General features: G+C 66.7%; 12 protein-coding genes. 6 read left to right on the top strand and 6 right to left on the bottom strand.

Annotated features, from left to right (window positions below; all coding sequences use genetic code 11):
• Positions 1-28: 28 nt before the first annotated feature.
• Positions 29-604, top strand: a complete 576-nt coding sequence (locus ACFQNJ_RS05670) for a DUF2062 domain-containing protein (RefSeq protein WP_382254774.1) — start codon at positions 29-31, stop codon at positions 602-604.
• A 17-nt stretch (positions 605-621) separates the two neighbouring features.
• Here ACFQNJ_RS05670 and ACFQNJ_RS05675 read toward each other — a convergent pair whose 3' ends face one another.
• The 4 genes from ACFQNJ_RS05675 to ACFQNJ_RS05690 form a co-directional block, all read right to left on the bottom strand.
• Positions 622-1,455, bottom strand: a complete 834-nt coding sequence (locus ACFQNJ_RS05675) for a transglutaminase family protein (protein ID WP_382254777.1) — start codon at positions 1,453-1,455, stop codon at positions 622-624.
• Between the two features lie 95 nt (positions 1,456-1,550).
• A complete protein-coding gene (locus ACFQNJ_RS05680; RefSeq protein WP_374640563.1) occupies positions 1,551-2,513 on the bottom strand; it encodes an alpha-E domain-containing protein in 963 nt (320 codons plus the stop codon).
• A 2-nt stretch (positions 2,514-2,515) separates the two neighbouring features.
• Entirely contained in the window at positions 2,516-3,961 is a 1,446-nt protein-coding gene (locus tag ACFQNJ_RS05685; RefSeq protein ID WP_382254780.1) for a circularly permuted type 2 ATP-grasp protein, read from the bottom strand.
• Between the two features lie 60 nt (positions 3,962-4,021).
• Positions 4,022-6,472 (bottom strand): DNA internalization-related competence protein ComEC/Rec2, encoded by a 2,451-nt coding sequence (locus ACFQNJ_RS05690; protein WP_382254783.1) that lies wholly within the window; start codon positions 6,470-6,472, stop codon positions 4,022-4,024.
• A gap of 106 nt (positions 6,473-6,578) precedes the next feature.
• Here ACFQNJ_RS05690 and ACFQNJ_RS05695 point away from each other — a divergent pair, with 106 nt between their 5' ends.
• The 4 genes from ACFQNJ_RS05695 to ACFQNJ_RS05710 all read left to right on the top strand — a co-directional run bounded on the left by ACFQNJ_RS05695 (position 6,579) and on the right by ACFQNJ_RS05710 (position 13,933).
• Entirely contained in the window at positions 6,579-10,088 is a 3,510-nt protein-coding gene (locus ACFQNJ_RS05695) for a transglutaminase family protein (RefSeq protein WP_382254786.1), read from the top strand.
• A 154-nt stretch (positions 10,089-10,242) separates the two neighbouring features.
• On the top strand, positions 10,243-12,759 hold the full coding sequence (locus tag ACFQNJ_RS05700) for a circularly permuted type 2 ATP-grasp protein (protein WP_382255377.1): 2,517 nt from the start codon (positions 10,243-10,245) through the stop codon (positions 12,757-12,759).
• Between the two features lie 4 nt (positions 12,760-12,763).
• Complete coding sequence (locus ACFQNJ_RS05705; protein WP_382254789.1) at positions 12,764-13,738, top strand: transglutaminase family protein; 975 nt, start codon at positions 12,764-12,766, stop codon at positions 13,736-13,738.
• Between the two features lie 48 nt (positions 13,739-13,786).
• Positions 13,787-13,933 (top strand): hypothetical protein, encoded by a 147-nt coding sequence (locus tag ACFQNJ_RS05710; RefSeq protein WP_382254792.1) that lies wholly within the window; start codon positions 13,787-13,789, stop codon positions 13,931-13,933.
• 85 nt (positions 13,934-14,018) lie between these two features.
• Here the strand turns inward: ACFQNJ_RS05710 and ACFQNJ_RS05715 are convergent, their stop codons facing one another.
• The gene (locus tag ACFQNJ_RS05715; protein ID WP_382254794.1) at positions 14,019-14,420 is read right to left on the bottom strand and encodes a carboxymuconolactone decarboxylase family protein; all 402 of its coding nucleotides are present in this window, start codon (positions 14,418-14,420) and stop codon (positions 14,019-14,021) included.
• A 16-nt stretch (positions 14,421-14,436) separates the two neighbouring features.
• Positions 14,437-15,420, bottom strand: coding sequence for a ribosome biogenesis GTPase YlqF (gene ylqF, locus ACFQNJ_RS05720; protein ID WP_382254796.1), 984 nt, complete (start codon positions 15,418-15,420; stop codon positions 14,437-14,439).
• Positions 15,421-15,540: 120 nt separating this feature from the next.
• On the opposite strand from ylqF, the gene ACFQNJ_RS05725 reads away from it, so the two are divergent.
• Positions 15,541-16,026, top strand: a complete 486-nt coding sequence (locus ACFQNJ_RS05725; protein ID WP_382254799.1) for an SRPBCC family protein — start codon at positions 15,541-15,543, stop codon at positions 16,024-16,026.
• Positions 16,027-16,191 lie beyond the last annotated feature (165 nt).

A 16,191-nucleotide genomic window follows, 5' to 3' on the forward strand; every position in this document is an offset into this window, starting at 1 on the left:
GGATTCGCCAGATCCTGACTGCGTCCCCGTGATCGACCGTTTCAAACGCCTGCTGCCCACGCCCGAAAGCGTCCGCCAGAACCGCTGGCTGCGCTGGATGGGCCCTGTCATCCATCACCCGCGGCTCTGGCATTTCAGCCGCAAGGGCATCTCGGCCGGTCTGGCGATCGGCATCTTCTTCGGCCTGTTGATTCCGATTGCCCAGATTCCTTTCTCGGCAGCGCTGGCGGTCATCCTGCGAGCCAATCTGCCGGTGGCCATGGCCAGCACGCTGGTGACCAACCCCGTCACCTTCGGGCCGGTGTACTACGGTGCCTACCACCTGGGTAGCTGGGTGCTGGGGGAACCCGGCGCCTCGGCCGCGGACGAGGTGCCTCCGCTGCAGGTGCCTGAAACCGCCGCCGAGGGTTCCACCCGCGGATTCACCGATTCGGTGCTGGCGGTCTTCGAGTACGCGACCACGGTGGGCAAACCGCTGGTGGTCGGTCTGGCCATCCTGGCGGTGCTCTGTGGTCTGGCGGTCTACTGGATCAGCAGTGCCGTGCTGGCGTGGCGCGTGCGACGTCAGCGCCAGCAGCGCGTCCGGTCGAGGTTGCTTGCCTGAGGGCGAGTCGCACGGTTTCAGCCCGCCGACACGGGTTCGATCCGGATATCCACCGACAGCTGCTCATCGCCACCGCCCCGTCGCAAGCCCTTGACGGGTGGACAGACGGTGTAGTCGTTGCCGCAAGCCAGCCGGATGTGGCGCTCGTCCACCAGGCAGCGATGGGTCACGTCCACGCTGACCCATCGCCGGGCCTGGACATCGATGCAGACATCGACCCAAGCGTGGCTGGCCAGATCAGGTTCGTTGGCGGCGTAGAAGTAGCCGCTGACATATCGGGCCGGCAACCCCAGGCTGCGACACACGGCCACCAGCACATGGGCCTGGTCCTGGCACACGCCCAGCCCCCAGTCGAAAGCCTCCAGCGCCGTGGTCTCCACGGCGGTGCGTCCTGGCCGGTAACGCACCTTGTCGGCCACCGCATGCACCAGATCCAGCACCTGATCGACCGGGGTTTCGCACTGTCCTGGTGCAACCCGGGGAACCACCTCCCTGGCCCATGCGGTCATTCGGGGATGTGGCTCGGCATGGGTGGTGGAGCGGCGGTAGAAGGCGGGATGCGGCAAGCCTGGCGCATCCTCGAACACGGGCTCGACCAGGGTCATCACGGTGCCTTCGGCGACGATGCGCAGTTCGCGCAAGCCCTGCTCCGGACTCGCCGTGAGCGTGAAGCTGTGCATCCGGTTGCCCAGTCCGTCCGGCTGGGCATGCAGGCGGCCAGGCACCTGGATGCGCCAGTCCAGCACCGTCTGGCCCGGGCCCGACAGGGGCCACAGGTGCAGGTTCTGCACCGAATAGAGCAAGGGTTCGGTGTACTGGTAGGCGGTGGTGTGACGGACGTGGAGTTTCATGGACCGGGTGGCAACAGGCTGCCTGCGGGAACACCAGAGGGTAACCGCATTGTGCCTTCAGCAGCCCGGGCAGCCCCGGCCACCCGGGACTCTGGTCAGTGGGTCGGCACCAGGAAATCCTGACTGATGCGCCCACCCAGGTCGTTGACCCGGTCGAGAAACTGGGTCAGGAACGCGTGCAATCCGGTGGCCAGGATCTCGTCAATCCGTGCAAACTGGAGATCGGCACGCAGCTTGCCAGCCCGCCGCTCGGTCTCGTGGGAGTGGTCGTTGGAGACGACGCCCAGATTGTTCACGACCTCGTTCATGCTGGCCGCCAGGCTGCGCGGCATGTCCGGGCGGATGATGAGCAGTTCGGCCACCCGCTCGGGGGTGATCACATCCCGGTAGACCTTGCGGTAGATCTCGAACGCGGAGACCGATCGAAGGATCGCGCTCCAGTGGTAGAAGTCGTACTCTTGGTCCTGCTCGCTGGCGGCCCCGAAGAAGTCGCTTTGCACGGCATGGAACTTCACGTCGAGCAGACGCGCCGTGTTGTCGGCACGCTCCAGGAAGGTGCCCATGCGGTAGAAGTGGAAGGCTTCATCCTGCAGCATCGTGCCGATGGCCACGCCTCGGGACAGGTGCGAACGGTGCTTGACCCACTCGAAGAAGGCGCCGGGATCGCGCTCGAAATCCCGCGTCTTGAGGTAGCCGGCCAGTTTGAGCCAGGTGCTGTTCTGGGTCTCCCAGACCTCGGTGGTCAGGGCACCGCGCACCGCCCGCGCATTTTCGCGGGCCGCCCGCAGGCAGGACACGATCGACGACGGGTTGTTCTCGTCTCGGACCATGAAATCCAGCACGTTGCGCGGCGTGATCGCACGATCGCCGTATTTGGCCACGAACGCCGGCATCAGCTCGCTGATGGACAGCAGGCCTTCCCAGCCCACCTGCGCCACGGCGGCGGACTGCGGCAGCAGGGAGGTCTGGTAATTCACGTCGAGCATGCGCGCGGTGTTCTCGGCCCGCTCGGTGTAGCGGGACATCCAGAAAAGGTGGTCGGCGGTACGGGACAGCATGCTCAGTTCTCCAGGATCCAGGTGTCTTTGGTGCCGCCGCCCTGCGACGAGTTGACCACCAGCGAGCCTTCCTTGAGGGCCACTCGGGTCAGGCCACCGGGCACCATCTGCACGTCCTTGCCCGACAGCACGAAAGGCCGCAGGTCGATGTGGCGCGGGGCAATGCCGCTGTTCACATAGGTGGGACAGGTCGACAGGCTGAGCGTCGGCTGGGCGATGTAGCCATCGGGCTTGGCGATCACGGCCTGCCGGAACTCCTCGATCTCGGCCGCTGTCGAGGCCGGACCGACCAGCATGCCGTAGCCGCCAGCGCCGTGGACTTCCTTGACCACCAGGTCCTTGAGGTTGGACAGGATGTACTTGAGGTCCTCGGGGTCCCGGCCCATGAACGTCGGCACGTTGGACAGGATGGGTTTCTGGCCCAGGTAGAACTCGATCATCTTCGGCACGTACGGGTAGATCGACTTGTCGTCGGCCACACCGGTGCCCACCGCGTTGCAGATGGTCACGTTGCCGCTGCGATACACCCCCAGCAGGCCGGCGCAGCCGAGCGTGGAGGTGGGCCGGAACACCAGCGGGTCGAGGAAGTCGTCGTCCACGCGCCGATAGATCACATCCACGCGGCGGGGTCCCTGCGTGGTGCGCATGTAGACGAAGTTGTCCTTGACGAACAGGTCCTGGCCCTCGACCAGTTCCACCCCCATCTGCTGGGCCAGGAAGGCGTGCTCGAAATAGGCACTGTTGTACATGCCTGGGGTCAGCACGACCACCGTCGGCTCGGCCGTGGTGGCTGGGCTCACCGACCGCAAGGTCTCCAGCAACAGGTCCGGGTAGTGGGCCACCGGCGCGACCCGGTTCTCGGTGAACAGCTCGGGAAACAGCCGCATCATCATCTTGCGGTCCTCGAGCATGTAGGACACGCCACTGGGCACCCGGAGGTTGTCCTCCAGCACGTAATACTCGGCCTGCCCCCCGTTGCCGGGCACCGGCGCACGCACGATGTCGATGCCGGCGATGTGCGAATAGATCTGCTGGGGCACCTCGACGCCCATCATCTCGGGCCGGAACTGGGCGTTCTGGAAGATCTGGTCGGCCGGCACGATGCCCGCCTTGATGATCTCCTGATCGTGATAGACGTCATGGATGAAGCGGTTGAGGGCGGTGACCCGCTGCACCAACCCCTCTTCCATGCGCGTCCATTCGTGGGCCGGAATGATGCGGGGAATCAGGTCGAAAGGAATGAGGCGTTCGGTGCCGGCACCGTCTTCGTCCTTGGCGCCGTAGACGGCGAAGGTGATGCCCACGCGGCGGAAGATCATTTCGGCCTCTTCCCGGCGCGAGGCCATGACCTCCGGCGGTTGCTGGGCCAACCAGCGGGCGTAGTTCAGGTAGTGGGCCCGCACCTCGTCTGGCGAGGCATGCATTTCGTCGTACATCGGTCGGCTCATGATGCGATTTCTCCTGCCAGAGAGCATAGCAAGGAGCGGGCCAACCGGAGTTGCGCAGGATCAGTCATCGGTGTCTTCGGCCAGAGATTCCCCTGCTTTCGCCGTCCAACCCGCCGCTGCGCTCGCCTCTCGCGGCGCAGAGCGCCAATATCGCCGATCCTGATGGCGCCAGCATTGCACCCGTCCGGGGTCAGCACTGCGCCAGGTGGCGGCCCCGCAGGCCGGGGAACTGACCCAGGGGATGTCGCGCTGACTGTAGCGTGCCAGCACGGTGGGCGACGGATGCCGAAAGGCGTTGCGGTAGCCGGCCTGGATGACGATGTGCCTTGGCTGCAGGGTGTTGAGCCAGACCGGACTCGACGACGTGGCACTGCCGTGATGGGGCGCGACCAGGAGAGTGGCCGTCGCCTGGGGGTGGGCCATGGCAAGGCGAACCTCGTGATCGGCATCGATGTCCCCGGTCAGCCAGGCAGACTCCTGGCCGGCCGCGTGGGTGACACGCAAGACACAGGACATGGCGTTGTCCTCCAGCAGCGTCCGACCGTCCTCGGCGTAGTCCTGAGGCCAGGGGTGCATGATGTCGAAACGCACACCATCCCATTCCCAGTGCTGGCCGGCGACACAGCGCCGAGATGGCTCGGTGGCAAACGATGCGAGCCAGCGCGCCTGCGGATGGGCCTCAGCGATCGCCTCCATGCCGCCCGCATGGTCGCTGTCGGCGTGACTTACCACCACGGCATCCAGCTGCTCGCCCAAGGCACGCAGCAGTGGCACGATGACCCGCTCTCCCGCGCTGCTGTCCTCGCCTTGCCGGGGGCCGGTGTCAAACAGCAAGGCGTGGCGGGTGGTGCGCACCAAAATGGCGCTTCCCTGGCCCACGTCAATCGCCATGACCTCGAAATCCCCGGGCGCGGGGCGCGCAGGCGACCACAATAGCGCAGGCCATACCAGCAGCAGTCCCGCCGAGCGCAGCACCCAGGGCCAGCGCTGCACCAGAAGAATGCCCCCGACCACGGCGGCGGCCGCCAGCGGCCAGGGAGCGATGGGCCGTTCGATCACCGCCCACGGCAGCGTCGCGATCCATTCCAGACCGTGGCTCATCCACCCCAGCGCCACAGCGGCAACATCCCATGCCCAGGGGAGCAACACCCCCAGGAAGGCCAGGGGCGTAACCACCAGCGTGACCCAGGGCACCGACATCAGGTTGGCCACCAGCCCCGCCAGCGACACCTGGGCAAACAGCATGAGGGTCAGGGGCGCCAGGGCCAAAGTGATCACCCCCTGTTCGGCCAGCAGGCGCCCCACGGACCTCAGGGGGCGATGCCAGCCATGTACCTGGCTTTCAGGGACCAGCGACCGGCCCGGATCCGATGAAAACAGGATGCCCACGGCCACAAAACTCAGCCAGAAGCCCGGTTGCATCAAGGCCAGCGGGTCGAGCAGCAGCACCACCGCCATGGCCAGCAACCAGACCAGGGGCCACGGCCACCGGTGTCCGCGCAGGCGCAACCCCAGCACCACCGCCAGCATCAGCAAGGTGCGCTGCGCCGGCACGCCCCAGCCGGCAAAGAGCGCGTAAGCAGTGGCCAGGACAATGCCGCCCCAGGCTGCGGCGACCGGCACGGGCACGGCCAGGGCCACCGCCGGGCGACGCCGGGCCAAGGCGCGCCACAAGGCGGAGACCAGCCGCATGGCCAGCCAGGCGAACATGGTGACATGCAGACCGGAAATGCTCATCAGGTGCGCGACCCCGGTGACCCGAAACAACTCCCAGTCCTGGCGCAGGATGGCGCTCTGGTCCCCCACGACCAGGGCGGCGATGACCCCGGCCTGCCTGTCGTCGGCCACGCGCGAGTCGATCTGTTCGCGAACGGCCTGCCGGGCGGCATCGATGCGCCAGGCACCCGATGGCGCCAGACGGCGGATCTGTCGGTCGTGTCGTCCTGCCTTGACGGAGCCAGTGGCCCCGATGCCGTGCTCCCAGAGCCAGCGCTCGCGGTCGAAGCCATGGGGATTGAGCAGCCCGTGCGGCCGCTTCAGCGTGACGGGCAGTTGCCATCGCTCGCCTGCCCGCACCACGGGTGGGGCACGTCCCTCCTGCCCACGGGGCGGGTACCAGGACAGCAGCAGGCGGTCCGGAATGCCAACGGGGCGCCCCTGGCGCTCGGCGGCGTCGACGGCCAGCTCGAACCGCTGGTGACCATCAGCCCCGCGCTGTGGCAGGCTGTCGATCCGGCCAGAGACCAGCAGCAGAACCCCTTCCAGGGCAGGGTCCATCGCCTGTGCCGCGAAATCGGCGGCGCGCCAGCCGGCCTGCCCTGCACCGGCCAGCACCCCCACCAGCAGGCAGCCCAGCGACCTTGCGATCCCGCTCCCCTGGATCCGCCACAGCCCCATACCGATGGCCAGGGCCACCAGCAACAGGAGCGCGTAGACCCAGTCTGCCCAGAGCGAGGCCTGCTGCAGTTGCCCGGCAACGCCGGCCACCCAGCCCAGCAACAGGGGCGTCATGAAGCTGGCGCAAGATTTGCTTGAAATATCTCGGTGCGCACTGGCACCTGCCGGGGGTGACCTGGCTGTCGCATTTGTTGTTTCCTCCCTGTCGAAAGACCCGAGCATGGCTATTCATGTCGCCCTGAGTCACACCACGCATTATCGGTACGACCGCGCCGTCAAGCTCGGCCCCCAGGTCATCCGCCTGCGGCCTGCGCCCCACAGCCGCACCAAGGTGCTCTCATACTCGCAGCGCATCGATCCGGTCCGGCATTTCATCAACTGGCAGCAGGATCCGTTCGCCAACTACCAGGCCCGACTGGTATTTCCTGACCCGACCACCGAGTTCAAGGTCACGATCGATCTGGTGGTCGAGATGGCGGTGTACAACCCGTTCGACTTTTTCCTGGAGCCCCGGGCGGAAAAGTTTCCTTTCGCCTACGACGAAGCGCAGCGACAGGAGCTGGCGCCCTACCTGGCGACGGCGCCGGTGACGCCCCTGCTCGCCCGCTACCTGGCGCAGATCGACCGGTCGGAACAACGCACCATCGACTTCCTGGTCGGCATCAACCAGAAGCTCTGGCAGGACATCGCCTACACCATCCGTCTGGAGCCGGGCGTGCAGACCCCGGAAGAAACGCTCACGCTCAAGAGCGGGTCCTGCCGGGATTCAGGCTGGCTTCTGGTGCAACTGCTGCGCCACCTGGGCTTGGCCGCGCGTTTCGTCTCGGGGTACCTGATCCAGCTCACGCCCGACGTCAAGGCCATTGATGGCCCCAGCGGTCCGGAAGCCGACTTCACCGACCTGCACGCCTGGTGCGAGGTGTTCCTGCCCGGTGCCGGCTGGATCGGTCTGGATCCCACCTCGGGCCTGCTGGCCGGAGAAGGACACGTCCCGCTGGCATGCACACCGCAACCCTCCAGTGCAGCCCCCGTGGAAGGCGGCGTGGATCCTTGCGAGGTCGAGTTCAGCCATGAGATGAAGGTCACGCGCATCCACGAGTCGCCCCGCGTGACACGGCCCTACACCGAGGACCAGTGGTCGGCCATCCTGCGTCTGGGCGATCAGGTCGACCGCGACCTTGACCGCGGCGATGTCCGGCTGACCATGGGTGGGGAACCCACGTATGTCGCCACCGGTGACCGCGACGCGGCGGAGTGGAACACCGACGCACTCGGTCCCACCAAGCGCGGCTATGCCACCGAGCTGCTTGGCCGTCTGCGCGAGCGCTATGGCGCCGGCGGGTTCGTGCACATGGGCCAGGGCAAGTGGTACCCCGGCGAACAGCTGCCGCGCTGGGCGTTGTCGGTATTCTGGCGCGCCGACGGCGAGCCCTGCTGGCACGACCCTGCCCTGCTGGCGGATGAGCGCGAAGAGGCCCACTACACGAGCGACGACGCATTCCGGTTCACGCAGGCACTCGCGCGGCGCCTGAGCCTGAGCACCCAGTACATCACCCCTGGCTACGAAGACACCTGGTACTTTCTCTGGCGCGAACGCCGGCTGCCGGTGAACGTGGATCCCTTCGACAGCAAACTGGGTGACGAGCTGGAGCGCGCACGGCTTCGCCGGGTGTTCGGCCAGGGACTCGACAGCGTGGTCGGCTATGTGCTGCCCTTGCAGGCCTCCGGCTTCGGGCCGCTGTCGACCAACGGCAAAAGCGCCTACCAACGGGTCAGCGGCTCGGTCTGGTCGACCGGCCCCTGGTTCTTCCGGGACGAACGGATGTATCTGATCCCCGGAGACTCGCCCATGGGCTATCGCCTGCCCCTGGACTCGCTGCCGTGGGTATCCAAGGGGGACTACCCGTACCACATCGAGCAGGATCCCCACACGGCGCGTGACCCCCTGCCCAGCGGTACCGCCCTGCGCCACCAGGTGCACCCGCACACGGTCGGTGGCGGGTTCGCCGAGGGCGGCACCGTCTCCCTGCAAGGCACCGACTGGTACGACGACAGCGCCGAGGCGCAGGCCCTGGGTCTGAGACCGGGCCAGCCCCATCCGGCCTCGGCCCCCGCGCAGGCGCTGGCCGCCCGATATCCACAGCGCGGCGAGTCGGCCGCCTGGTTGACCCGCACGGCACTGTGCGTCGAAGCCCGCGATCCCCAGCGAGCCAACGGACCCAAGGCCGAACAGTCCAGCGGCGGCAGGAGCCAGCACCTGTATGTGTTCATGCCGCCGCTGCAGCGCCTGGAGGACTACCTGGACCTGTTGGCCGCGGTGGAGGCCACCGCAGAGAAGCTGGGCGTCAAGGTCGTCCTGGAAGGCTACCCGCCTCCCCGTGACCCGCGCCTGAAGATGCTGCAGGTGACACCCGACCCCGGTGTGATCGAGGTCAACATCCACCCCAGCAGCAGCTTCGCCGAACTGGTCGAGCGCACGGAGTTCCTGTACGAAGCCGCGCACCAGACGCACTTGTGCGCCGAGAAGTTCATGACCGATGGCCGCCATACCGGTACGGGCGGCGGCAACCATTTCGTGCTCGGTGGTGCCACGCCCTCGGACTCCCCCTTCCTGCGACGGCCCGAGCTGCTGGGCAGCCTGATTGCCTACTGGCACAACCATCCCTCGCTGTCGTACCTGTTCAGCGGCCTGTTCATCGGCCCCACCAGCCAGGCGCCTCGGGTGGACGAGGCCCGCAACGACCAGCTCTACGAGCTGGAGATCGCGCTGGCGCAGATCGAGCGCAACCGGCAGCTCCACGGCACGGACATGCCGCCCTGGCTGGTCGATCGGACCCTGAGGAACATCCTCATCGATGTGACCGGCAACACGCACCGCAGCGAGTTCTGCATCGACAAGCTGTACTCGCCCGACGCCTCCACCGGGCGTCTGGGCTTGCTGGAACTGCGCGCCTTCGAGATGCCGCCCCACGCCCGCATGAGCATTGCCCAGCAGTTGCTGTTGCGGGCCCTGATCGCGCGTTTCTGGCGCCGGCCGTGGTCGGGTCGGCTCACGCGCTGGGGGACCGAACTGCACGACCGATACCTCTTGCCCACCTTCATCCGCATGGACTTCGAGGATGTGCTCACGGAGCTGGCCGAGGAGGGATACCCGTTCGACATGGCCTGGTTCGAACCCCATTTCGAGTTCCGCTTCCCGCTGGTCGGCCAGGTGGCCGCACGGGGCATCGAGCTGACGCTGCGCAACGCCCTGGAGCCCTGGCATGTCATGGGCGAGGAAGGCGCCGTCGGCGGCACGGTGCGGTATGTGGACTCTTCCCTGGAGCGGATCGAGGTGCGCGTCACCGGCTGGAACGACAGCCGCTACCGCATCACCTGCAATGGCCGCACCTTGCCCTTGCAGCCCACGGGCACCGCCGGTGAGCACGTGGCCGGTGTGCGCTACAAGGCCTGGAACCCGCCCAGCGCCTTGCACCCCACCATCGGCGTGCACGCCCCCCTGACCTTTGACATCGTCGACACCTGGATGAACCGCTCCCTCGGGGGCTGCCAGTACCACGTATCCCATCCCGGAGGCCGCAACTACGACAGCTTCCCGATCAACGCCTACGAGGCCGAAAGCCGGCGCCTCTCGCGCTTCTTCCAGATGGGTCACACCCCGGGTCGGCTAACTGCCACGACCGCCGAGATCAACCGGGAGTTCCCCTTCACCCTGGACCTGCGGACTTGAATGCAGCCAAGGCGATGTCGTCGTGCCGCCACAGGGTCTTCACCCATGCCGGGTCAGTGGATGACGCCCGCGGGCATACTCGCTAACCGTGCAACCCGACGCCCGAGACTCCCTGTTTGACGACCTGCCGCCGCAGACACCGGCGGATTGGGCCATGGCCGCCGCCGTCCCTGCCGACGGCGGACACCTGGATGAGTTGCGGAGCGGAGACTGCCGGATAAGCCCGCCGTGGGCCGAATTTTTCGGCCACGTCGGCATGGACGGCGTGGCCGACCTCGACCGGCGTACCGCCAGCCTGCAGCGGCAGATCCATGACAACGGCATCACCTACAACGTGTACGCCGACGCCTCCGGTCTGCAGCGGCCATGGGCCCTCGACCTGTTCCCGATGCTGGTGCCACCACAGCACTGGGCCACGATCGAGACAGGTGTGCTGCAACGAGCCCGACTGCTCAATCGGATGATGTCGGACCTGTATGGTCCACAGGAACTGCTGCAGCGGTCCCTGCTGCCACCGGCCCTCGTGCAAGGACATCCGGGCTACCTGCGCGCGCTTCGGGGCCTGAGCCCGGCCGGTGAGACCTGGCTGCACGTGATGGCCTTTGATCTGGCCCACGGTCCGGATGGCCGGTGGTGGGTGGTGGGGCAACGCACCCAGGCACCGTCCGGGCTGGGTTACCTGTTGGAAAACCGCATCGCCATCTCACGACAGTTCCCCAAGGCGTTCGCCGGCATGAAGGTCCAGCGCCTGGCCGCCAGCTACCGCGCGCTGATGGATGGCATCAAACGTCAGGCCCCCCAGGGGGAGGACACCCGGATTGCCCTGCTGACCCCCGGACCGTACAACGAGACCTACTTCGAGCACGCCTACCTCGCGCGCTACCTGGGCCTGACCCTGGTGGAAGGCAACGACCTGACCGTGCGCGACCAGCGCCTGTACCTCAAGACACTCGGTGGGCTGGAACCTGTTCACGCCCTTATCAAGCGCCTGGACGACGAATGGCTCGATCCGCTGGAGCTGCGCGCAGACTCCACCCTGGGCGTGCCCGGCCTGCTGCAGGTCCTGCGGGCGGGCAATCTGCTGCTGGCCAACATGCCGGGCTCGGCCGTCCTCGAGTCCAGTGCCCTACTCGGCTTTCTGCCGGGCATCGCACAACACCTGCTGGGCGAGGAACTTCTGATGCCATCGCTGGGCACCTGGTGGTGCGGCGAGGAGGCGGCCCTGCGAGAGGTCGTCCCGCGGCTTCGCGACGGGGTCATCCGGCCGACCTACCCCCGATCCGGGATGGACACCGTCATCGGTCAGACTCTGGATCACCGGGCACTGGACGAGTGGGCGGGACGCCTGATGCGTGAGCCCGAGCTCCACACCGTGCAGGACTGGATGCCCCTGTCGCAGACGCCCACCTGGTCTGAGGGACGACTGATGCCCCGTTCGGCCATGCTCCGGGTCTATGCGCTGGCCGACGGCCCGGGTTCCTGGCGGGTGCTGCCTGGCGGCCTGGTCCGGCTGGCCCCGCGGGGTCAGCTGGTGGCGGCCATGCAGCGGGGAGGCAGCAGTGCCGACTGCTGGATCTTGACCGAAGGCCCGGTCGACATGACCAGTCTGTTGCAGACCGCTCCCAGCACCCTGTCGATGGCCTTGCACAAGCGGCCTGTGACCAGCCGGGCTGCGGAGAACCTGTTCTGGCTGGGTCGCTACACCGAGCGCGCCGAGAACAGTCTGCGACTGGCCCGCATCACCCTGGAGCTGCTCGAAGGCGACGACGCCGTGCCCGAGAGCCTGCTGGACTGGCTTTCCGCCTGTGCGGTCGAGAACTCGCTCGTGCTGGCTGGCGTGCCCACAGCGGCGCAGTCGCCGCGCGTTTTCCTGCGTTCTCTATTGGCGGGATTGAGTCCGCCCCCCGGATCGTCGATGGCCGCCTCTTCGTTCAGCGTCGGCTTCAACCTGCGCGCGCTCAGGCTGGCTGCCGCGCAGGTACGCGAACGCCTGTCACCAGAGCACTGGCACCTGATTGAACGGGCCGAGGCAGAGTTCACCCGGGACGGCGCGGGCCTGTCGGCGGACACCGAATCCGCCAGCGTCGAAGCACTGGCCCTGCTGCGGCAGGCCAGCGAGCGCCTGGCGGCCATCACCGGCGCACAAACCGATCGGATGATGCGCGACGATGGCTGGCGTCTGTTGTCCGTGGGTCGTCACATCGAGCGCCTGGTCACCCTCTCCAGGGCACTGTCGCTGGCGCTGGAACACCGCTGCGTCCAGGAGACAGCCGGCTTCGAGGCGGTGGTCGCCCTGTTTGACAGCACCATCACCTTCCACGCCACTTACCAGCAGCGCCGCGACATGGTGGCGCTGATCGACCTGCTGGTGATGGACCGCGACAACCCCCGCTCCATCGCCTGGGTACTGCAGACGCTGCGCTCGCGTCTGGCCAGACTTTCGAAAAGTGCCACACCACAGGACGCCGTGCTGGCCCAGGGCCTGCCCGACCCCGACACCTGGGCACTGACCGAACTCAGTTGCTGGCAGCGACAGGAACACCAGGTGCGATACGGTGCCTTGTCCGAGCTGCTGCTGGCCTGCGAGCGGGCCGCTGCGGATCTCTCCGACGAGATCACACGCCTGCACTTCAGCCACGCCGACCAGAGAACGCAGAGCCTCGGCGCCTGACCCCATGGAACTGCGCATCCTGCACACCACCACTTACCGCTACCAGGGCAGCGTGGACATGGCCCAGCACATGGTCCACCTGTCTCCCCTGGACACCGCCACGCAGACCGTACGGGCGCACATGCTGACCGTCACGCCTGAGCCCGCCTCGCGCAGCCAGACGACCGATGCCTTCGGCAACCTGCGCACGTTCTTCTCGCTGCAGTCGCCGCATGAGACGCTCACCGTAACCGCAGACAGCACGGTGGTGACGCAGGCGCCTGCGCCCCTGCCCGATCACCCGGCCTGGCAGGCACAGACCTGGGAATCCGTGCGTGACCTCTTTCACTACCGCGCACGCGCACCCTACGACCCGGCCAGCGAGTTCCTGTTTGCATCGCCGCACGTTCCTCGCGATGACGCCTTCGCCACGTTTGCCCGCCCGGACTTCCTCTCCGGCCGGTCGGCACTGGCCGCCGTGCGTTCGCTGATGGTGCATATCCACACCGGGCTGACGTACGAAAGTGCCAGTACCGAGGTCAACACGCCGGCCCTGGTGGCGATGGCCCAGCGCAAGGGCGTGTGCCAGGACTTCGCCCACATCATGATCGGCTGTCTGCGCAGCCTGGGGCTGCCCGCGCGCTACGTCAGCGGTTACCTGCTCACCCGGCCACCGCCAGGACAACCCCGCCTGATCGGCGCAGATGCGTCGCACGCCTGGGTGTCGGTCTACCTGCCGTTGCCACCGGACTGCGGAGCACAGTCTGGAGACTCACCGGCCAGCGGCGTCTGGCTGGACTTCGACCCCACCAACAACCGCTGCGGCTGGGGCAGCCCGGGCGAGGACTATGTCACGCTGGCCATCGGCCGGGATTTTGCCGACGTCTCGCCCATGCGCGGCGTCATCCAGGGAGGTGCCCGACATACGCTGGAGGTGGCCGTCACAGTGGCACCGCCCGACGAGATTCAGACGCTGCCCAGCCCGGCCGAAGGCCGCTAACATCAGCTGGTCGGCTGCAGCCTGCGGCCTATTACAACGGAGCACCCCATGGGCAAGGAACAGCGCAACGAGAAGATGAGCAAGAAGCCGAAAAAGGACACCTCGGTGCCCAAGGGCCCGGTCAGCTCCGACCGTCCGGTCGCACCGGTCACCTCCGTGATCCCGCGCGGCAAAGACAAGGACAAGTTCAAGTAACGCCGTGTCTCACGGGCGAATCACCTGCGCCGAGATCTCCTTGCGCCGTGCCAGGAACGCACGCACGAACCACCCCTGATCAGGCTCAACCCTTCTGGAATTCCGGGTCCACCGGTACCTGCAGCGCGGTGGCGAGTTGATTGGTCTTGGCGGCGAGCGCGATGATGGCCAGCAACTCGGCGTGTTGCTCCCGCGTCATGCCCTTGGCGGTGGCCGCCGCGGTGTGCGAGTGCACACAGTAGCTGCAGCCGTTGATGATGGACGCGGTGATGTAGACCATCTCCTTGGTCAGCGGGTCCAGGCTGGACGGGGTGGCCATCACACGCTTGACCTCGGCCCATGTCTGCTCCAGCAGTGTCGGGTCGAAGGCGAGGTACCGCCACATGTTGTTGATGAAATCGGTCTTGCGCGTGGCGCGGATGTCATCGAACACCGCCTTGACACGGGGATCGGCTTCAGGATTCGAGGGGGCGGTGATGGTGGACATGGGAGGTCTCCGGTCTTCAGTGTGGCTTGCGCGCCGCTGAACGCTTGTCGGACTTGGGCTTGCGTTCCGGGCTGATGTGCCCTTCTTCCCGCAGCTTCTTCTTGCGAGCCGCGCGTTCGGCATCGGCCTGCTTGCCAGCCTTGAGCCAGCGCGCGAACTGCTCGGGCGTCTCCAGGGTGATGCGGCCGATGTGCAGGGCACGGAAATCGGCGATCACCAGCTCGGCCGCCTTCTGCATGTTGACGCGGCCGCCGCTGGCCAGCGCGCCGCGCTTGCGTCCGATGGCCTCGACGAGCTCGTCGTCGTGGGTCTGCGCCCAGGCCTCGGGCGACAGGCCCAGCTGGTAGCGCGCTTCCATCAGCGCAGGGTAGTCGGTCTTGAGCTTGGCCATCAGCTCGTAGGCGACCTCCTCCTCGTCGTAGGCATTCTTGCCCACCGCCCCACTGGCGGCCAGGTTGTGACCGCTTTCAGGGACGAAGATGCGTGGCCAGAGCATGCCAGGCGTGTCGTAAAGGTAGAAGTCGTCGGCCAGCACGATGCGCGCCTCGGTGCGCGTCACGCCGGCCTCGTCCCCGGTCTTGGCCGCGCGCTTGCCCTTGAGCGTGTTGATCAGCGTGGACTTGCCCACATTCGGGATGCCGCAGATCAGCACCCGCATCGGCTTGAGCATGCCACCGCGCTTGGGCGCCAGCTCGAAGCAGGCGTCGATGAGCGCCCGCGCGGGTGCGGTGACGCTGGCGTCCAGTGCGATGGCGCGTGTGTCGGGCTGGGCGTTGTAGTGGGCCAGCCACAGCGCCGTGCGCGCAGGATCGGCCATGTCCTGCTTGTTGAGTACCTTCAGGGTGGGACGGCCGCTGGTGAGCTGCTGCATCAGCGGGTTCGCACTGCTGCCGGGCAGGCGCGCATCCAGCATCTCGATGACGACATCGATTTCCTTGACGCGCTCGGCGATGGCCTGGCGCGTCAGGTGCATGTGACCGGGAAACCACTGGACACTCATGGCAGAAGAATGGTGAGGGACGACAGAAAAGGGAAGCGCCACCACCCGGGTTCCGGCCAATGGCGTCGCCGACAGGGCTCGGGCACAATGAATTGTCCACCCAACCCCGCGAGGAGATTCATGAGCATCACCGTCAAGATCGATCTGGGCTACGAATTCAGCGTCAAGGCCAAGGCGGCCGAGGTCTTCGAGGTGCTGTCGGACGTGCCGACATCGGTGAGCCACTTCCCCAAGGTCGAGCAGCTGACCGACCTGGGCGGTGGAGTCTACCAGTGGGAAATGCAGAAGGTGGGCACGACCCAGGTCAACATCCAGACGGTGTACGCGAGCAAGTACACCAGCAAGTTCGATGCGGCCAAGGGACAGGGCACGGTCAAATGGACGCCGGTCAAGGGCGTGGGCAATGCCCTGGTCAGCGGTCACTGGAAGATCGGCGACCGCGCCGGCAAGGCCACCGACATCGAACTGGCCATCGAGGGCGAGATCGAGGTACCGTTGCCCGGTCTGATGAAGATGGTGGTCGTGCCGGTGGTCCAGGGCGAATTCGAGAAGCTGGTCGAGAAGTACATCGCCAACCTCATCAAGCGCTTTGGCGGCGAGGTGTGAACAGCTTGCGGGTTTTCCCGTGTTTCACTGGACAAGTGTGTGAATAACCCGGTAGGAAGCCTGTACGGCTGACCTAAGTGCCTGTCCGCCAAGGGGAAGTATCAGACTGCCCAACAAACAGGCAGTGCTGCAGGGCTGGATATCCACTTGTCCCGCGAAACACTG

Origin of the sequence: Hydrogenophaga bisanensis, assembly GCF_042665135.1 — a bacterium.
In the GTDB taxonomy this organism is placed as follows: Bacteria; Pseudomonadota; Gammaproteobacteria; order Burkholderiales; family Burkholderiaceae_C; genus Hydrogenophaga; species Hydrogenophaga bisanensis.